Here is a 20136-nt window from a genome sequence, read left to right on the forward strand (position 1 = left end):
ATTAAGGGCATGGCATCAGCAGAGGCTGTGATTTCTTCTGCGCGCCGCCTTGTTTGTACCATTTTCGCATAACGATACCGCATTTGATACAATCAGTGAGTTTGCCAGGAGCCAGATGATGACGATAAAAAATTCCCCCGCTAGCCAACCGATGTTGAGCATGACCGGCTTTGCGGCCACCGAAAGCCGCTTTACTGGCGGGCTGCTGCTGATTGAGCTGCGAGCAGTCAACCACCGTTATCTCGAGCTCAATGTCAAAATCGATGACAACTTGCGCCAGTTTGAGGCGCAAGTACGTGAATTGCTGCAGTCCCGCCTGGGACGTGGCAAGGTGGAATGCCGCATCAATCTCAAAAGCGATGCCGCGGTGGCTAACCTGACGCTCAACCCTGAGATGGTCGGGCAGATCTCGCAAACCCTGGCCGCGTTACAGCAACATTTTCCGCAGGCGCAACCCGTCAATCTGGTTGAAGTGCTCAAGCTGCCCGGTGTTTGCCAAACGGAGAGCATCGATACCGAGGCCATGGCGCAGAGCCTGCTCAATGGCTTGTCGCAGGCCATTGATGAACTGATTGCCGCCCGCCAGCGCGAAGGTGAAAAACTCAAGCAAGTGCTGCTCGACCGTCTGCAAGGCGTCCGTGAGCAGATCAGCATCGTCAAACCGCTGTTACCTGCCCTGATCAGCCAATATCAGGATAAACTGACCACCAAACTGCGTGAAGCCATGCAGGCAGAGGATGACCGCGTACGTCAGGAAATCGTGCTCTATGCCCAACGGATTGATGTCGATGAAGAGCTGGCGCGGCTCAATGCCCACATTGTTGAAATGGACCGCATCCTCACGGCTGGCGGCACCATGGGCAAAAAGCTGGACTTTTTGATGCAGGAAATGAACCGGGAAGCCAACACACTGGGCTCCAAATCGGTGGCAATTGAAACGACACAAGTGTCCATGCAACTGAAAGTATTGATCGAACAGATGCGTGAACAGATTCAGAATATTGAATAAGCCCTATTTAACACACGGTTTGCACCAAAACCGTGATTCGAGAGTGCACCATTTAGGTGCGCTTTCTTTCTGAAACCCGCTCATATAAAACATAAACTCATGATTTAAATGGGTTTTACAGGCTGGCACACGGCTTGCTCTTGTTTAAATGAATTTTACAAGTAAGGCAAAGGTCCAGCACGATGACGCAAACGGCCAAACAGTTTTTTGATGAAATGCAGGGCTATGGGGGCAATGTAAGGGCGATTTACCAGGCCTATAACCGCTGGTTGGCGAATGTGCCTACCCAGCAACTGGCGGCCAAACGCGCAGAAGCAGAAGTCCTGTTCCGCCGCGTCGGCATCACGTTTAATGTGTATGGTGAAGAAGATGGTGCCGAGCGCCTGATTCCATTTGATGTGATTCCACGCATGATTTCGGCCAGTGAATGGGCGCATTTGTCCAAAGGTGCCGTCCAGCGCGTACGCGCCCTCAATATGTTTCTGCATGATATTTATCATGATCAGGAAATCATCAAGGCCGGCATTGTCCCGCACAGCATCCTGACCAATTCGCAATACCGCCCGGAAATGGTGGGTGTGACTGTGCCTAACCAGGTGTATGCGCATGTGGCAGGGATAGACCTGGTCCGCACCAGCGAGTCGCAGTTTTACGTGCTGGAGGACAACCTGCGTACCCCTTCCGGCGTGTCTTATATGCTCGAAGACCGCAAGATGATGATGCGGCTGTTCCCGGATTTGTTTAAAAAATACCCGATTGCCCCGGTGGAGCATTACCCCAGTGTACTGCTGAACAACCTGCGCTCGGTCGCCCAGACCGGCGTCACTGACCCGACCGTGGTATTGCTCTCACCTGGCGCTTACAACAGCGCTTACTTTGAACATGCCTTCCTCGCCCAGCAAATGGGCATAGAACTGGTGGAAGGCCAGGATTTGTTTGTCCGTAATAACGCCGTCTATATGCGCACCACGCAAGGCCCGCAAAGGGTGGACGTGATCTACCGCCGCATTGACGACGACTTCCTCGACCCTCTGGTGTTCAAGCCCGATTCCCTGTTGGGCGTGCCAGGTCTGCTCTCCGTTTACCGCAATGGTGGCGTCACATTGGCCAACGCTGTAGGCACCGGCGTGGCCGATGACAAGGCGACGTATATTTACGTGCCGGAGATGATCAAGTTCTACTTGGGTGAATCCCCCATCTTGCAGAACGTGCCTACGTATCAACTCAGCAAGGAAGATGATCTGGCCTATGTGCTGGATCATCTGCCCGAGCTGGTCGTCAAGGAAGTGCAGGGCTCTGGCGGCTACGGCATGCTGGTAGGCCCCACAGCCAGCAAACAGGAAATTGAAGAATTCCGTTTACGCATCGTCTCCAAACCCGCTAACTACATCGCGCAGCCGACGCTGGCGCTGTCAACCTGCCCGACGCTGGTCGACCAGGGCATTGCACCGCGTCATGTGGATTTACGGCCATTTGTGCTGTCTGGCAAAACGGTCAGCGTGGTGCCGGGTGGCCTGTCGCGCGTAGCGCTCAAAGAAGGGTCACTGGTGGTGAACTCCTCGCAAGGGGGCGGCACCAAGGATACCTGGGTGCTGGAGCGGGACGATATCAGTGCAGAAACCGTGCAGTCGCAAATGGCTGCCCAACAAGCAACGCAAGAGGCCGTCATATGTTAAGCCGTACCGCAGATCATTTATATTGGATGGCACGTTATATCGAGCGTGCTGAAAACGTGGCCCGTGTGCTGGACGTGACTTATAACATGTCCCTGTTGCCTTCAGACAGCAGCAACGAAGCAGAACTCTGGGATGCCGTGCTTGAAATTGCCGGGATCCGCGACATTTATGACAGCAATTACAAAGAACTGTCGGCCGCCAACGTCATCAAACATCTGGTCATGGATAGCCAGAACCCGTCCAGCATTTACAGCTCATTGCGTAGTGCGCGTGAAAACGCCCGTGCCGTGCGTGTGGCCATGACCACCGAGACCTGGGAAAACATGAACACACTGTGGATTGAGTTTGGGCAATATATCAAACAGGACCTGACCCAATCCGGCTTGAGCGAATTTTGCGAATGGGTAAAAAGCCGTTCGCACCTGTTCCGTGGCGTCTGTTTTGGCACCATGTTGCGTGACGAGGCCTTTAGCTTTGTGCGCCTGGGCACCTTTATGGAACGCGCAGACAATACTGCCCGCCTGCTGGATGTGAAGTATGAGTACCTGATGCCCATGCAAGAAGCCAATGACGGCGCGGTGGATTACTACGAATGGAGTGCGGTGTTGCGCTCGGTCTCGGCATTTCAGGCTTACCAAAAAGTCTACCGCGATGCCATTGAACCGACCAAGGTGTCTGAATTATTGATTCTGCGTGAAGACATGCCGCGGTCTCTGCATGCCTGTTACGCCGAGATCATGCCGATTTTGCGCCAGGTCGCCGGCAGCCGACACACCGAAGCCGAGCGGCTGGCTGGCCAGATGCATGCCAGACTGCATTACGGCCGCATGCTGGATATTTTAAAAGATGGCGTACACCATTTTCTGGATGAATTTATTCTGGCCAACCGCAAACTGGGCGAGGAAATACAACGTAATTTTTTAAGCGCCACGGCCTGACGCCTGACACACGATTGCCATGAACCCCTCATGCGCAGATTGCTCTAAGACAGCACTGCGCTTTTTTATTTGGGAAGCGACATGCGGTTAATCATCGAACATCAAACCCAATATGTGTACAGCGAAATGGTGCCATACACCATACAGCAACTGCGCCTGACACCCCGCACCGACCCGCGCCAGCAAGTCAGACATTGGGAGATCAAGGTAGCCGGGCAGCTGACCCCGTTTGCAGATGCGTTTGGCAACCTGGCGCACACACTGGTCGTCGACCAGCCGCACCAGGCTTTATTGATCACGGTGAGCGGTGAGGTCGACACAGGTGCCGCGACCAGCGCAGCCACGGCAAGCTTGCCAGTGACTGTTTTTTTGCGAGACACGCCACTCACCCAGCCCGATGATGCCATCATGGCCTTTGCCAAAGACTTTGCCCATGCGCCCGCGCAAGCGCTGATGCAGGCCTTGCGCGACCGCATGCAATACAGCAAGGGCGCCACCGAGGTGAACACCCCCGCCGCACTCGCCTTTGAGCTGGGCAAGGGCGTCTGCCAGGACCATGCGCATGCTTTTATCGCCTGCTGCCGCAGCCTGGGCTGGCCCGCCCGTTATGTGAGTGGTTACCTGTTTACCGAGGATGGCAGCCTGATGCAAACCCATGCCTGGGTAGAAGTCTGGCAACAAGAGACATGGCTGGGGCTGGATGTCTCCAATGGTATTCCGGTGGATGAAACCCATGTCAAACTGGCGGTCGGTCTCGACTACCGCAGTGCCAGTCCGGTGACTGGCTCACGTATGGGTGGCGGCCAGGAAGGCATGGCCAGCATGGTGAGCGTCAACCGCCAGACAGCGCTGAGCGAAGCGCAACGGCAGGCACACTTACAGCAATTACGTGAGCAGGCACAAGCCGCCCAGCAATAGCAAGTACTCGCATGCTATGATATTTGTTAACTTGATAAATGACTGACTCGAGATGACTTACTGTGTAGGAATCCTGCTTGAACAAGGTCTGGTATTGGCCTCAGACACGCGCACCAATGCCGGGGTGGACCAGGTGGCGATTGCACCCAAGATGCATGTGTTTGAAGTGCCGGGCGAACGTATGATTGTGCTGCTGACCGCAGGCAATCTGGCGATCACGCAATCCGTGGTCAACCTGTGCCGCGAACAACTCAAGTCGGCAGAAGGCCATGCCAACCTGCACAATGTGCACTCGATGTTTGAAGCCGCCAGCGTGGTAGGTGCAGCCATGCGCAGCGTGCATCAGCGTGACGGCAAAGCACTCAAGGAGCACGGCATAGACTTTAGTGCCAGCGTGCTGGTCGCAGGGCAAATCAAGGGCGAAAAGCCACGGCTGTTTAATGTGTATGCCGCCGGTAATTTTATCGAAGCGACCCCGGATACGCCTTACCTGCAAATCGGCGAAACCAAATACGGCAAGCCGATCATTGATCGTGTGATCAAACATCAAACCAATGTCGCAGATGCGGTAAAATGCGTGCTGATTTCTTTTGACTCCACCATCCGCAGCAATATTTCTGTGGCCTTACCGATTGATTTGATGATATACCGAACTGATACTTTAAGCGCCGGCAAACGGCAACGCCTGACAGAAGATGACCCTTGTTATGCCAGCATCCGTAAAGGCTGGAGCGAGGGCCTGAAAGCCGTGTTCTCTTCCTTGCCTGACCCTGAGTGGTGTGCATGATGAGTCACGGCCATTTATTTATTATCTCTGCCGCCTCTGGCGCCGGTAAAACCAGCCTGGTGCGCGCCATGCTGGCGCAAGACCCGATCCTGAAACTGTCTGTTTCGCACACCACGCGTGCACCGCGTCCGGGTGAAGAAGACGGCATCCACTATCATTTTGTTTCAGAGCCCGCGTTTCTGGAGATTCTAGACGCCGGCGGTTTTCTGGAAAGCGCGCATGTGCACAGCGCCCGCTATGGCACCGCGCAAAGCGAAGTCGAGGGCGCCCTGGCTGCCGGCCGCGATGTGATCCTCGAAATCGACTGGCAAGGCGCACAGCAGATCAGAACCTTATTCCCTGACGCGACCTCTATTTTTATTCTGCCGCCTTCCATCGAAGCGCTGGCGCACCGCCTCAACAGCCGCGGCCAGGACAGTGAAGCCGTGATTGCACAACGGCTGTCCGCCGCGCGTGAGGAGATGCGTCACGTGCATGAGTTTGATTATGTTACAATTAATGATAATTTTGACGTGGCCTTGCAGGATCTGATGGCGATTGTTCGCGCCCAGCGCTTGCAGTTAAACCGCCAGGTAGCCTGCCACGCGTCATTGATTCAATCCCTTACCTAAGCCGGCGCACGCCGCACTTCAGGTTCACACAGATAGAGGTTTTTATGGCACGTATTACTGTCGATGATTGCTTGGACAACATCCCTAACCGTTTTCAACTGACGCTGGTCGCGGCTTATCGCGCCAGACAATTGGCCAATGGTTCCGATCCACTCGTCAGTGGTTATTCACAAAAAGACAAACCGACCGTGATTGCCTTGCGTGAAATTGCTGCCGGTAAAATCGGTGTAGAGATCTTAGAGAAAAAGGGCCACGCTTAAGCAGCCATGCCCCACACCCAAGGCGACCATGCCCATCGCAAGTCCAAACCGCCGCTGAGCGAAGCGGACTTGCTCCCCGCTGACCGTGAGGATTCCCCCCTTACCCAGCTGATCCGCAAATATCTCAACGAAGAAGAAGTGCAACTGGTCTGGCAAGCGTATCGCTATGCCGACCAGGCGCATGCGGGACAAACCCGCAAAACCGGTGAACCGTATATCTCGCACCCGGTGGCGGTGACCTGTATTCTGGCTAAACTGCACCTGGATCTGCCTACCCTGCTGGCCGCATTGCTGCATGATGTGGTCGAGGATACCGAAGTCGACAGTGCCGCCATTGCCGAGCGCTTTGGCAAACAGGTGGCTGATCTGGTAGACGGCCTGACCAAGCTGGATAAGGTCGAGTTGCAAACTGCCATGCAGGCACAAGCGGAAAACTTCCGCAAAATGCTGTTGGCCATGAGCCAGGATGTCCGCGTGATCCTGGTCAAGCTGGCCGACCGGCTGCATAACATGCAAACACTGGACGCCATGCGGCCAGAAAAGCAAAAGCGCATCGCCCGTGAAACGCTGGATATTTATGCGCCCATTGCCAACCGGCTGGGCCTGAACCCGATTTACCATGAGCTGGAAGACCTGAGCCTCAAGTATTTATACCCCAACCGCTACCACGTGATCGACAAAGCCATCCGGCTGGCACGCGGTAACCGTAAAGAAGTGATCAGCAAGATCCTGGAGGCCATCCAGAACCAGCTATTGCAATACGGCATTGAGTACGATGTACAGGGCCGCGAAAAGCATCTGTTCAGTATTTACAAAAAGATGAGCGAAAAGTCGATGAAATTGTCGCAAATCAACGACATTTACGGTTTTCGCGTCATCGTCAAAGACAACGCCGCCTGCTATCTGGCGTTAGGGGCGCTGCATGCGCTTTACAAACCTATTCCCGGCCGCTTCAAGGACTATATTGCCATCCCCAAGGCCAACGGTTATCAATCGTTGCACACCACCCTGTTTGGCCCGTTTGGCACGCCGATTGAGGTACAAATCCGCAGCCAGGAGATGCACAACATTGCCGATGCCGGGGTGGCCGCGCACTGGCTGTATAAAACCACCGATGCCCACCTGACCAAGCTGCAACAACAAACCCACCAGTGGCTGCAACGCTTGGTGGAAATCCAGACCGAAAGCGACGATAGCCACGAATTTCTGGAGAACTTCAAGGTCGACCTGTTCCCGGACGAGGTCTATGTGTTTACGCCCAAAGGCAACATCATGGCCTTGCCACGTGGCTCGACGGCGGTGGATTTTGCCTATGCCGTCCACTCTGATGTGGGCAATAGCTGTGTCGCGGTCAAGATCAATAATGAGCTGGCACCGCTACGCAGTGAAATGCGCAATGGCGACCATGTGGAAATCATTACTGCCCCGCTGGCCAAACCCAATCCGGCCTGGCTCAATTATGTGGTGACCGGCAAGGCACGCTCGCATATCCGCCATTACCTGAAAACGGTCAAGGTGGAAGAGTCGGCACAACTGGGCGAGCGTATGCTTAATGTGGCGTTACGCGCCATGCATATCGAGCCTGGCGACATTAGCGACAAACAATGGCAAAAAGTCATGAATGACTATGGCAGCAAAACGCGCCAGGCCATTCTGACCGATATCGGCCTCGGCAAACGTAACAGCCTGATGGTAGCGCACCAGCTGCTGGCCCATCCAGCCGAAACCGAAGATAAAACCGGCAAGGTACTCGATACGATTACCATCCGCGGCTCCGAGGGGATGGCGGTTCAGTTTGCGCCCTGCTGCCGCCCGATTCCTGGCGACCCGATTCTGGGCTTTATCAATAAAGATAAAGGCCTGGTCATTCACACGCATGATTGCCCCGCCATCCGTAAATTCCGGCTGGATCCGGAAAAATGGCTGGATGTGGAATGGGATGCGGATCCGAAAAAACTGTTCAGTGTCAACTTGCGCATCACGGTGGTGGATGAGCGCGGCATGCTGGCCAAGATTGCGGCCACCATTTCCAATGCAGAAGCCAACATTGACAATGTGAGTGTGGAGACCAGCGACGGCAGCCAGTACTCCAACGTCAACTTTACCTTGCAGGTCCACAACCGCGTGCATCTGGCTACCTTGATCCGCAACCTGCGCAAGATCCAGCAGATCGTGCGTATCAACCGCGTCAAAGGCAACCAGGTGGAGCAGCGCATCCAGTAAGCCTGACTTGACCGCATGCGTCCCTTGAGCGAAATCAAAGGTCTGTCGCCTGCCCTGCGCAGCCAGTTGGGTAAACTGGGGATTACCTCGGCCGAAGCCTTACTGCTGCACTTGCCCTTGCGTTATCTGGATGAAACGCGCATCACCGCCATCCGCGATTTGCGTCTGGGTGAACAAACGCAGGTTGAAGGTGTGGTGGTGCATCAGGAGGTCAGCTACAAACCGCGCAAAGCCCTCAATGTCAGCCTGCAAGATGACACCGGCATCCTGCATTTGCGCTTTTTACATTTTTATCCCAGCCAGATCACCCTCATGCAACCAGGCCAGCGCTTGCGCGTATTTGGTGAAGTGCGTGGCGGCTTTTTTGGCTATGAAATGGTGCACCCCACCCAACGCAAAGTCAGCGAAGAAACGCCCGTCAATCAGACACTGACGCCCGTCTACCCCACCACCGCAGGTTTGAGCCAGAATAGTCTGCGCAAAGCAGTCAATCTAGTATTGCAGCCTGCATTGTTAACCGAAACCCTGCCCGCCTGGGTATATGCCTCCCTAGCCCTGCCAGACTTTGCCAGCAGCGTACACTTGCTGCACCAACCCTCGCCAGACAGCCCGCTCCCCAGCCTGGAAGAACGCAGCCATCCGGCCTGGCAACGCCTGGCTTACGACGAGTTGCTGGCGCAACAGTTATCCATGCGCCAGCATTATGCCCGGCGCAAACGCGCCACGGCCCCCGCCATTGCAGACACCCATGCGCTGGCTGACCGCCTGCTCGCCATGCTGCCGTTTGAACTCACCGCAGCGCAGCAAAAAGTAGTGAAAGAAATCCGCCAGGACCTGGGCCAACCCTACCCCATGCAGCGCTTGCTGCAAGGCGATGTTGGCAGTGGCAAAACCATCGTCGCTTGCCTGGCCGCGCTGCAACTGATCGAACAGGGCTGGCAAGTGGCGATGATGGCGCCCACGGAAATCCTGGCCGAACAACATTACAAGAAACTCAGTAGCTGGTTACAGCCCTTGGGCATCACGCTGGCCTGGCTGACAGGTAGCCAGCCGAAAAGGGAGCGTGAGCATTCACTGTCAATGATTGCCAATGGTGAAGCCATGTTAGCCGTAGGTACACATGCGCTGTTTCAGAACGAAGTGCAGTTCAAGCAACTGGGGTTGGCAATTGTGGATGAGCAGCACCGCTTTGGTGTCGGCCAGCGGTTGGCCCTTAGAAAAAAAGGTGCGACCAGCGGACAAGCCTCTGCGCTGGAACCGCACCAGCTCATGATGTCGGCCACGCCGATTCCGCGCACCTTGTCCATGAGCTACTACGCCGACCTCGATGTGTCGGTGATAGACGAACTACCGCCGGGCCGGACCCCTATCGTCACCAAACTGGTGGCGGATGACAGACGTGAAGAGATTTTGCAGCGCGTCTATGAGGCCTGCACGCAAGGACATCAAGCTTACTGGGTGTGTCCGCTAATTGAAGAGTCTGAGGCCTTGCAATTGCAAACCGCCAATGACACGTTTGCCTATATGCAGCAGGTGTTCCCTACCCTCAAGGTCGGGCTGGTGCATGGCCGGATGAAACCGGTAGAGAAGCAGGCCGTCATGCAGGCGTTTGCGGGCAATGAGATTCAGTTGCTGGTGGCCACCACCGTGATTGAGGTCGGCGTGGATGTACCGAATGCGAGTTTAATGGTGATTGAACACGCCGAACGCATGGGCCTGAGCCAGTTGCACCAGTTACGTGGACGCGTCGGCCGCGGCGCTGCAAAAAGTACCTGTATTCTGCTATATAGCAAACAGCAATGCTCACAAATTGGCCGCCAACGGCTGAAAGTGATTTATGAGAGCAATGATGGCTTTGCCATTGCGCAAGCCGACTTGCATATTCGCGGCCCGGGCGAGCTGCTAGGCACGCGTCAGAGCGGCGTGCCCATGCTCAAAATTGCCGACCTGGAACGGGACGAGCACCTGCTTGACGCGGCGAAGCCCGTGGCCGAAAAACTGCTGCAGACAGACCCTGCAGCGGTGAGCGCACATTTGCAACGCTGGTTAAGTCAGGCGGAAGAGTGGATCAAGGTTTAATAGAGGCCAGTCTGCAATCTGGCCAAAGCCTCAGGCTGCGTCAGAATCGCCTGCAAGCAGGCTTCAAACTCGGCCAGTGGCACCGGTTTGCTAAATAAATAGCCCTGAAAACGCTGGCAGCCCATTTGCTGCAACATGGTCATCTGCTGCTGTAACTCCACGCCTTCGGCAATCACAGAGTGACTCAGATTTTTGCCCATATTGATGATGGTTTGCACAATGAATGAATCGTAGTTGTTATGTGCAATATCTTTAATAAAGCTGCGGTCGATCTTGAGTTCATCCAGCGGCAAACGTCTTAATACCGACAGTGAGGACTGGCCTATGCCAAAGTCATCCAGCGAGAAGGTGATGCCGAGTGCTTTGAGCGCCTTGATCTTGCCGATCACCTCATCAATGTTTTTCACAATCAGACTCTCGGTCAACTCCAGGCACAGGTGGCGCGCATCACAGCCACTGGCCAGCACAATCTCTGTCACCTGCCGCACAAAGTCGGGCTGACTAAACTGCTTGGCACTGACATTGACGGATAGTTTAAGTCCCGCCGTGTGTGCAGAATCTGCCCAATGCTTGAGTTGCTGGCAGGCCTGAGCCAGCACCCAATGCCCGATGGGCACAATGTCGCCCGTCTCCTCTGCAATCGGGATAAACTGGTCGGGCGGAATCATGCCCAGTGTAGGGTGTTGCCAGCGTAACAAGACTTCGGCACCAATGGGTTGCTGATCCGCATTCACCTGCACCTGGTAATACAACAACAGTTGATTGGCCTGCAAGGCAAATGCCAGCTCATTCTCAAGCGACGCACGTTGCTCGATGGCGGGATGGAGCGTCTCGTCATACATCTGGATACTGTTGAGCTTATCCGATTTTTTGGCCTGATACATGGCAATATCTGAACGACGCAACACCTCGGCTTCGTCGAAGTGATCCCCCATAAACAGGCAAATACCGATACTGGGCGAGGTGCGGTACAAACTGTCTTGCAGCTCAAACGGCGCAGAAAATACCGCCATCATATTCTCGGCCGCCCGATGCGCGGCAACCACCGCCTCTGCCTTATCCTTAGAGAGATCATCCAGCACGGCAATAAATTCGTCGCCGCCCATGCGTGCAATCGTATCGCGTTTGCGCAAGCTCAAGGATAAACGCGCCGCCACCTGCTGTAGTAATTCATCGCCAGCCTGATGGCCTTTACTGTCGTTCAAGCCCTTGAAATTATTCAGGTCCAGGCAGATGACCGCGCCATAACTTTTATGCCGTGCACAGCGGGCAAATGACTGGTTGAGCCTATCCGTTAACAAACGGCGGTTAGGCAGCCCGGTTAAAAAATCATAATAGGCCAATTGGTGGACTTTTTTATTGTCCAGGTTAGAGGCAATGCGTAGCATGATATTGTCACGCAAACTGCTGGCCAGGCTGCGACCAGCCACCGTCACATAAATCACATAGACTATAAATAGCACCGCCAGCGCCAGCGACAACTGTGTGCCATGTAGCACAAAACGTGGAATCATGAACAACAAAATCCCACCCGTGAACAGATTACTCGTCGTGGTATCCACCGAATAAATGACGATGCCTGCCCCGCAGACCCCCACCAGCGCAAAGATTAAAAAGGCCTGATGTTCGGTATCGCTCTCGGGAAACAGCAGGATCCCCGCAAGACCCCAGGCGATGCCGCAAAACAGAGAGGTGGCGCGAAACCACTGCAACCATTGCCGGGTGTGTGCCTCACGCACCGGGTCTTTGGCATATTGGTAGGTTAAAAAGGCACGTGCGCCATAGGCCAGCAGAAAAAGTACGCTCCAAATCAGCAGAATCGGTGAGGCGATCAAATGCCGTTGCACGAGCAGCAACGCAGCCATGACAATAAACGCAGCCAGTAATGACCTGCGGTTATTGCCATACAGCATATCCACAATTTCAATGTGTAGCGCTGATGATTCTGCCGTGGTGTTGTTCAACGCACGCATCCCCCTGCCTATAATTGTTAATGTCTTAACAACGGTTAAAAGCGGCTGATACTTTAATTGCTTATCTTGGTATCATGCGCCAAAAAACGCAAAATGACAGCAGCCAAGCCACGATTTTTAGCTGAAGAATGGCAAAAAAATACTAAGAAATGTCAGTGATGCAAGCGTAACTTCAGTCGCCCCGGGTCACGGGAGCATCAACAGCGCCTATAGAAATAAAGTGAGGCCCCTCAAGGGATTGCGGGAGGCAGTCTTTAGAATTCGTGTCCGGCTAGGCCACAAACAATGGCTTCAGGGCAGTCACTGCCAGGTCAATAAACCCGCGTAGCTTGGGTGGCATAAAGCGCTGCTTAGGATACACCAGGTGCACCGCATCAGCTTGGCCACGCCACTCTGGCAACAGACGTTGCAAGCCACCCTGCCGCACCGCCGCCTGACAAATAAAGGTTGGCAACAAAGCCACCCCCTGCCCGCTCTCGACCATGGTTTTGACAACACCGATATTATTGACCAACACCTGACCCGGCAAGGGCACCCTGATCTCATTGGCGCCCCGCTGCAACTCCCAATGATGCCGCCCCATGGGCGTAAACTGCACACAGGGATGCTGTGCCAGCTCGGCCGGAGAGTTGATAGGCGCGGCCTGCTGCAAATAAGCCGGGCTGGCAAATAATGCCCATTGTATGGTTCCCAGCGATTTGGCAATCAGGCTGGAGTCGCGTAACTCCCCCATGCGGATCGCTACGTCCACGCCTTCTGCGACCAAATCGACATACCGCTCGGTCAACCACAGCTCCAGTGACAATGCCGGATACCGCGCCTGCGTTTCGGCTAGCAAATGTCCCAGCAGCGCATCGCCCAAATCCGCCGGAGCCGTCATTTTCAATGTCCCTTGCGGCTGTTGCCTGGCCTCATCAAGTGCGGCCTCTGCCTCCATTAAATACCCCAGCCCGGTCGAAGCATGTTCAAAATACAGGCTGCCCGCCTCGGTCAGGTGCAAACGGCGCGTGGTGCGTTGCAGCAAGGTCACACCCAGCCGCCGCTCCAGTCTTGCCACCCGCGTGCTCACTGTCGACGTCGGTAATCCCAGTTGACGGGCGGCCGCGCTAAAGCTTCCTGCCTGCACCACCCTGACAAACACCGCCGCTTCGTTAAAGTCCATGATTATTCAATTAAATGAAAAGTAATTTCACATTTAACCATCTAGTCACCTGATTGTCATCTGTCTATAGTGTGATCCATGCAATCACGCACACCCCTGAACAAGGAGCAAACCATGAAAAAACTGGCATTTATCAAACGCAGTAACGGCAACCACTGGGTCGGTGACGGCTTTCCGGTACAAAGCATTTTTTCTTACCGCGATATCGCCAGTGATATTTCACCCTTTTTGCTGATGGACTATGCAGGCCCCACTAGCTTCGAGCCAACAGCACATAGACGCGGCGTCGGCCAACACCCGCACCGTGGCTTTGAGACGGTCACCATCGTCTACGATGGCCAAGTCTCGCACCATGACTCCACCAACGCGGGCGGCACCATTGGCCCAGGTGAAGTCCAGTGGATGACCGCGGGCTCAGGCATTATTCACGAGGAGTATCACGGCGATGACTATGCCCGCACGGGCGGTCCGTTTGAAATGATCCAGTTATGGGTCAACCTGCCTGCCAAGGACAAAATGACCGCGCCAGGCTATCAAGGCATTACCCATGCCCAGATTCCTGAGGTCACTCTGCCGCAAGAGGCAGGCAAGGTACGTGTCATTGCCGGTGAATATGACGGCAACCCAGGCCCGGCAAAGACCTTCACGCCAATGAACGTGTGGGATGTACGCCTCAACGCCGGGACACGCACTACCTTCACCTTGCCTGAGGGGCACACGACGGCGATTTTTGTGTTGCATGGCGCAGTGAAAACCGGTGAAGTGCATACCATCCGCCCTAGTGAGCTGGCCGTGATGCAGCGTGAAGGGACTGAACTGGTATTGCAGGCCCAGCAAGACACCACGTTGCTATTGCTCAATGGTGAGCCGCTCAATGAGCCGGTGATCGGGCATGGTCCTTTTGTCATGAATAGCTGGGAGGAAATCGACCAGGCCATTAATGACTACAACCAGGGCCGTTTTGCCACGGCTTAAGGGCCAGGCATCTTTATCACATTAAAACAGCAGGCACCGCCGTCAACCAGCAGTACTGTCGGCGGTGACCCAGCCAACCACATCTCGAGAGGATTACATTATGAAAAATACACCCTACACCCGTCTGGACCGTGACAACGCTGCCGTATTGTTGGTAGACCACCAAGCTGGCTTATTATCACTGGTACGCGATATCGAGCCAGACCGCTTTAAAAACAATGTGCTTGCATTGGCCGATGCCGCCAAATTTTTTAACCTGCCCACCATCCTAACCACCAGCTTTGAAACCGGCCCCAACGGCCCGCTTATGCCAGAGCTCAAGACACTGTTTCCCGATGCGCCCTACATCGCTCGCCCCGGCCAGATTAATGCCTGGGATAACCCGGACTTTGTACAGGCCATCAAGGCGACAGGTAAGAAGCAGCTCATTATTGCTGGCGTCGTCACCGAGGTTTGTGTCGCTTTTGTCGCACTCTCAGCCATTGAAGCCGGTTTTGAAGTATTTGTGGTCGCCGATGCCTCAGGCACTTTTAACGCCCTCACCCGCGATGCCGCCTGGCTACGCATGCAAGCCGCCGGGGTACACATGATGACCTGGTTTGGCGTGGCCTGTGAACTGCAGCGCGACTGGCGCCACGATATTGAAGGCCTGGGTGCCCTTTGTGCCAACCATATTCCAGATTACCGCAACTTGATGACGTCTTACCATGCTTTGTCTGCCGCCAACCCTTAAGGCTTTGCAAGCGTAAAGAATCCCGGTTTAAGGATTTTTTTAGCCTAAATGCGTTCAAAAGCTTATGACTGGCAACCCGTGGCATAAAGCGCTTCCTACAGTCGCTTAAGCCTGAACCGGATGCCCTACCGCCAATTACCCGCGTAATCTGCAATTGTCGCGTTTGAAAATGAAGGTTGAATGAATTTTCGACTTCAGTTTGATAACAAGACAATACGGCAGCCATAACGGCTGCCGTTTGCACTCACGCAAAAGGAGGTGTGACATGCCCAGAGGTTCCAGCCCGAAACGGGAACGTGAATATGAAAAACTCAAAGAGGAATTTAAAAAGGATCACCGCTATCCTGGCCGCGAAGAAGAAGTCGCTGCACGTATTGTGAATAAACAACGCAAAGAAGCCGGTGAGACCAAAGAGTAATACCAGAGTGGGCGGTACCCCGCCCTCTAGAAATCAATGTGCTTGGCACTGATCCGATAAACCCAATTGCAAAAGGGGGTTGTGATGCAGCAAACAGATCAATTTGTAGTCTCGCCCCTAAGTTACCAGCCCGATTACGAGGTGGTAGCCACCACCGAACGCACCTGCCAGCAGCACCTGCAGCAAACTCTGCACAAGCTCTCAGAAATCAGCAGCCAGGCCGCTACCCATGCTGCACGCAGTGTGCACCTGAAAAGCCACGGCCTGCTCACAGCAGAAATGCAAATCTATGACCAACTGCCGCCTGCCTATGCACAAGGCCTGTTTGCACGCCCGCAAACCCTGCCGCTGATTATGCGCTTTTCCACTGTCCCTGGTGACATCCTGCACGACAAACCCGGTACGCCCCGCAGCCTCGCGCTGAAGGTGGTAGGTGTAGAAGGCGAGCGCCTGCCAGGCAGTGAAGACGCCATCACGCAAAATTTTTTATTTGTAAACGGCGCCAGTTTTTTATCCTCCAGCGTGCAGGTGTTTTTAAACAACCTCAAACACTTAGCGTGTTCGCCCAACACCAGTACAGAACTCCGGCATTTCCTCGCGCAATTGTTCCGTTCTACCGCACATTTGGTCGAGTCGCTCAAATATGGCCAGCAATCGCAGCTTAACCACCTCTACCAGTCGCAAGAAACTAACTTGCTCGGTGAAACCTACATCAGCCAGGACCCGATCATGTATGGTGACTACATGGCTAAAATCGCGGTTGTCCCCATCGCCCACGACCTCATCGCCCTCAGCAACAAACCCATAGACCTATTCGCCTCAGACGGCCTCAGAAAATCCATCGTCGATTTTTTTATCAAGCGCACCGCCGTTTGGGAGCTACGCGTACAACTCTGCACCGATCTCCAAACCATGCCCATCGAAGACGCCACCATCATCTGGCCAGAAGAGCACTCCCCTTATATCCCGGTCGCCCGCATCACCGCCAAACCACAAATCGCCTGGAGTCCTTACCGTTCAAGGCTAATCGATGACGGCATGCTGTTCTCTCCCTGGCAAGGTCTGGCCTCGCACCGGCCGTTAGGCTCAGTCACACGCCTCAGAAAAATGAACTACGAAATGGCAAAAAATCTGCATGCACTGCAGGAAAATGGCCGCATCTGCGAGCCAAAACATCTGGATGATTTGTGTTAAACAAGTATCAGCGATCGCTAATGCTTAAAAGTGCAGCTTTTAATTCAGCAGGTTCAATATCCCTGACCAAGCGCGCCACTTCCACGCCCGCTTTCATAAAAATCAGCGTCGGCCATAGTTTCACGTGAAACGACCGCCCCAACCTGCGGCCTTTACCATCTTCAATTTTAAGGTGGCGGATATGCGGGAACTGGATGAGTTCAGCGCTGATTGTAGATTGCGCCGCCTTGCAGTAACCGCACCAGCTGGCGCCAAACTCTAGCAGCGTAGCGCCAGTCAGGGTGTTAATTTGTTCAAGGGTGGGTTCGGGAGATTGCATCGGGTTTACAAAGCATTCGCGATTGCTCTAAAACTACTCAATCCGGCTTCTATATTTTGAATAATCTCATCGGCCAATATATCTGGCTCAGGCAAGTTATCCAGGTCAGCCAGACTTTTATCTTTGAGCCAGAAAATATCCAGGCTGGTTTTGTCACGTGCAATCACTTGCTCGTAACTAAACTTACGCCAACGCCCTTCAGGGTTATTTTCGTGCCAAGTTTCTTGTCTTACATGGCGATTTTGCGGGTTGTAGCAGCCAATAAACTCAGCCAGATCTTCAAAGCGCAAAGGTTTTTTCTTTAAGGTGTGATGAATATTGGTGCGGTAATCGTAATACCAAATTTCTTTGGTCCAAGGGTCTTTGCTGGCTTCGCGGTTATCAAAAAACAGCACATTCGCTTTTACGCCATTGGCATAAAAAATCCCTGTTGGTAGCCGCAAAATCGTGTGTAACTCTGTAGATTCCAGCAAGCGCTTGCGCACGGTTTCACCCGCCCCACCCTCAAACAGCACATTGTCTGGCACCACCACTGCCGCTCGGCCTGTTGTTTTAAGCATGGTGCGGATATGCTGTACAAAGTTGAGTTGTTTGTTAGAGGTGGTGGCCCAAAAGTCCTGACGGTTATAGGTGAGGTCGTCTTTTTCCTGCTCGCCTTCTTCGTTAGTAAAACTCATGGAGCTTTTTTTACCAAACGGCGGATTAGCCAACACATAGTCATAACGCCGCCCGTCATCCGCCACCAGCGCATCATTGGGTGACACCATGCTTTCGCCATCAATCTCTCCAATGTTGTGCAAAAACATATTCATCAAACACATGCGGCGTGTACCCGCCACAATCTCGTTCCCAAAAAACGTCTCGTGTTTTAAAAACGCCTTTTGCGGCTTATCCATGGCAGGATAGCTCTGTACCAAAAAGTCATACGCGGCCAAAAAGAAACCACCAGTGCCGCAGGCCGGATCGGCGATGCTTTTATTAGGCTCTGGCCGCACACATTCCACCATGGCCTTAATCAAGGCACGCGGCGTAAAGTATTGCCCAGCGCCAGACTTGGTGTCCTCAGCGTTACGCTCCAGCAAGCCTTCGTAGATGTCACCCTTCACATCCGCGCCCATGGTTACCCAGTCGGTTTCGTTAATCATCTCAATCAGGCGCGATAACTTTGCCGGGTCTTGAATCTTGTTTTGTGCTTTGGTGAAAATCTGCCCCAGCATGCCAGCCTTGTTCGCCAACTCGCGTAGCAGGGTCACATAGTGCACCTCCAGCTCCGCACCACGCTTGGCCTTGAGGCTTTGCCAGCTATATTCGGGCGGAATACCTACCTTGCGATTGTGCGGCGGCTGGCTATATTCATCCGCCATTTTTAAAAAGATCAGGTAAGTCAGCTGCTCCAGATAGTCGCCATAACCCACGCCGTCATCACGCAGCGTATTACAAAAACTCCAGACTTTGGAGACAATAGAAGCAGTTGCATTCATAACAAACTAGATACTTTCAATGTTAGGCTTTTAATTTTAATAAGCTACTTCGATTTGCGATGAAATAAGAATTCTTATAAAAATCATCATGTTATTTATCTTTACGGTTTATTTCATCAATAGCTTTGAAATAAAAAAGAGACCTTCTGTGTCACAACCACAATCTATTCATGGGCACGGCAAAGCAATCTGCTTGTTTTAACGGTAAACAACTTGCTCCCGTATAAAGCAATATGCCACCTTTAAAGTGGGTGCCTGCTTGCGCAGCCAATTTAGCTAAACCTGCACCATCTTTTTCATTAAAACTACTGGCGCGTTTAACTTCTACGCCCCAAACCTCTCTACCGCGCTCAATCACTAAATCCACTTCCACTTGGTCTTTATCCCGGTAATGCGAGAACCTTAAATCCGCATCCACCCAACCGGCCTGACAAATCAACTGTTGCACTACAAAGCTTTCCAGCAAAGGGCCAAACTCATCGCTATGGCTATGCCACTGCTCAGCATTTAAGTTATTCAAAACTGCCGCCAAACCGCTATCCACCACATGTACTTTTGGCGCTTTGATTAACCGGCTAGCATTGTTGCGATGCCAGGCAGGTAATACCCTGACCAGAAACAAGCGCTCCAATACGTTCAGATATTTTTCAATGGTGATACGGCTCATGCCTAAATCATTAGCCATACCATTCACATTCAACAAATTGGCCGTGCGGTAAGCCAACATCTGCATCAGCTTTGCTACATCGTCTGTATCTTTAATGGCCGCAATATCACGTACATCGCGTTGCATCACTGCATTTAAATATTGCCGAAACCACTGTCGTGCTCGCACTGGGGTACGCGTAAGCGGCTCTGGGTAGCCCCCACTGCAAATGGCTTCTGATACGCCTTCCACCACACCATCAGGACTAATCAAGGTACTCAGTTTGTTTTCGATAAAATCCTGCAACAAACAGCGTGTACTCCCATGTTTTTCCATCTCTGAGAGTGGCTGCAAAAGCACCACCTCCATCCGGCCTGCAAGTGACTCTTGCACGTTAGGCAGCAATAATAGATTGGCCGAGCCCGTGAGTAAAAAACGCCCAGCGGTTCTATTTTTATCCACTTCTGCTTTAATTGCCGGAAACAATCCAGGCACACGTTGCACTTCATCTAATACAACCGCTTCAGGTAGACCACGCACAAATCCTAAAGGATCATTCAGCGCAGCAGTTACCAAGTTCTGGTCATCAAAACTGATATATGGCCTATCTGGCGTCACCCATTTTGCCAGCGTGGTTTTGCCCACCTGCCGTGGCCCCAGCAAACAAACCACCGGCGTATCTGCCAGTGCGGCCTGTAATGCTGTCATCATGTATCGATTGTATGTGCCCACTG

Annotated in this window: 18 protein-coding genes; 13 read left to right on the plus strand and 5 right to left on the minus strand. The window is 53.3% G+C overall.

The genetic code is table 11. From position 1 onward, the window contains the following. Positions 1–115 precede the first annotated feature (115 nt). The 9 genes from ACT53D_RS10780 (at position 116) to recG (ending at position 10501) form a co-directional block, all read left to right on the plus strand. Positions 116–1009: a YicC/YloC family endoribonuclease gene (locus ACT53D_RS10780; RefSeq protein WP_476156148.1), complete on the plus strand. Its 894-nt coding sequence runs from the start codon at positions 116–118 to the stop codon at positions 1007–1009. Between the two features lie 182 nt (positions 1010–1191). Further along, positions 1192–2685, plus strand: coding sequence for a circularly permuted type 2 ATP-grasp protein (locus tag ACT53D_RS10785; RefSeq protein ID WP_476156150.1), 1494 nt, complete (start codon positions 1192–1194; stop codon positions 2683–2685). Continuing rightward, complete coding sequence (locus tag ACT53D_RS10790; protein ID WP_275357416.1) at positions 2679–3623, plus strand: alpha-E domain-containing protein; 945 nt, start codon at positions 2679–2681, stop codon at positions 3621–3623. The genes ACT53D_RS10785 and ACT53D_RS10790 overlap by 7 nt, the downstream gene beginning before the upstream one ends. Before the next feature lie 81 nt (positions 3624–3704). Continuing rightward, entirely contained in the window at positions 3705–4541 is an 837-nt protein-coding gene (locus ACT53D_RS10795) for a transglutaminase family protein (protein ID WP_476156152.1), read from the plus strand. Positions 4542–4593: 52 nt separating this feature from the next. Beyond that, entirely contained in the window at positions 4594–5328 is a 735-nt protein-coding gene (locus ACT53D_RS10800) for a proteasome-type protease (protein WP_379073957.1), read from the plus strand. Further along, the gene (gene gmk / locus ACT53D_RS10805) at positions 5328–5939 is read left to right on the plus strand and encodes a guanylate kinase (protein WP_194749699.1); all 612 of its coding nucleotides are present in this window, start codon (positions 5328–5330) and stop codon (positions 5937–5939) included. The genes ACT53D_RS10800 and gmk overlap by 1 nt, the downstream gene beginning before the upstream one ends. Before the next feature lie 44 nt (positions 5940–5983). After that, positions 5984–6199 (plus strand): DNA-directed RNA polymerase subunit omega, encoded by a 216-nt coding sequence (gene rpoZ, locus ACT53D_RS10810; protein WP_194749635.1) that lies wholly within the window; start codon positions 5984–5986, stop codon positions 6197–6199. Between the two features lie 6 nt (positions 6200–6205). Continuing rightward, positions 6206–8422: a RelA/SpoT family protein gene (locus ACT53D_RS10815; protein ID WP_194749636.1), complete on the plus strand. Its 2217-nt coding sequence runs from the start codon at positions 6206–6208 to the stop codon at positions 8420–8422. Between the two features lie 15 nt (positions 8423–8437). After that, the gene (gene recG / locus ACT53D_RS10820; RefSeq protein ID WP_476156155.1) at positions 8438–10501 is read left to right on the plus strand and encodes an ATP-dependent DNA helicase RecG; all 2064 of its coding nucleotides are present in this window, start codon (positions 8438–8440) and stop codon (positions 10499–10501) included. Here recG and ACT53D_RS10825 read toward each other — a convergent pair. Continuing rightward, entirely contained in the window at positions 10498–12474 is a 1977-nt protein-coding gene (locus tag ACT53D_RS10825) for a putative bifunctional diguanylate cyclase/phosphodiesterase (RefSeq protein WP_379073952.1), read from the minus strand. The two genes, recG and ACT53D_RS10825, sit on opposite strands and share 4 nt — an antisense overlap. 271 nt (positions 12475–12745) lie before the next feature. Beyond that, a complete protein-coding gene (locus ACT53D_RS10830) occupies positions 12746–13636 on the minus strand; it encodes a LysR family transcriptional regulator (protein ID WP_379073950.1) in 891 nt (296 codons plus the stop codon). A 114-nt stretch (positions 13637–13750) separates the two neighbouring features. Between ACT53D_RS10830 and ACT53D_RS10835 the strand changes: the two genes are divergently transcribed. The 4 genes from ACT53D_RS10835 (at position 13751) to ACT53D_RS10850 (ending at position 16956) form a co-directional block, all read left to right on the plus strand. Beyond that, complete coding sequence (locus ACT53D_RS10835; protein WP_313984601.1) at positions 13751–14611, plus strand: pirin family protein; 861 nt, start codon at positions 13751–13753, stop codon at positions 14609–14611. Between the two features lie 100 nt (positions 14612–14711). Further along, complete coding sequence (gene ycaC / locus ACT53D_RS10840; RefSeq protein ID WP_338655925.1) at positions 14712–15344, plus strand: isochorismate family cysteine hydrolase YcaC; 633 nt, start codon at positions 14712–14714, stop codon at positions 15342–15344. Positions 15345–15609: 265 nt separating this feature from the next. Continuing rightward, on the plus strand, positions 15610–15762 hold the full coding sequence (locus ACT53D_RS10845; RefSeq protein WP_313984608.1) for a hypothetical protein: 153 nt from the start codon (positions 15610–15612) through the stop codon (positions 15760–15762). A gap of 84 nt (positions 15763–15846) precedes the next feature. Beyond that, complete coding sequence (locus ACT53D_RS10850) at positions 15847–16956, plus strand: catalase family protein (protein ID WP_379073947.1); 1110 nt, start codon at positions 15847–15849, stop codon at positions 16954–16956. Between the two features lie 7 nt (positions 16957–16963). Here the strand turns inward: ACT53D_RS10850 and ACT53D_RS10855 are convergent, their stop codons facing one another. The 3 genes from ACT53D_RS10855 to ACT53D_RS10865 form a co-directional block, all read right to left on the minus strand. Continuing rightward, entirely contained in the window at positions 16964–17275 is a 312-nt protein-coding gene (locus ACT53D_RS10855) for a thioredoxin family protein (RefSeq protein WP_379073945.1), read from the minus strand. A 5-nt stretch (positions 17276–17280) separates the two neighbouring features. After that, positions 17281–18756 carry a type I restriction-modification system subunit M gene (locus ACT53D_RS10860; RefSeq protein WP_379073943.1) on the minus strand — a complete coding sequence of 492 codons (1476 nt, stop codon included), beginning with the start codon at positions 18754–18756 and terminating at the stop codon, positions 17281–17283. A gap of 151 nt (positions 18757–18907) precedes the next feature. After that, positions 18908–20113 carry an ATP-binding protein gene (locus tag ACT53D_RS10865; RefSeq protein ID WP_379073941.1) on the minus strand — a complete coding sequence of 402 codons (1206 nt, stop codon included), beginning with the start codon at positions 20111–20113 and terminating at the stop codon, positions 18908–18910. Positions 20114–20136: the final 23 nt, after the last annotated feature.

The sequence above is a fragment of the Methylophilus sp. DMC16 genome, assembly GCF_056314045.1.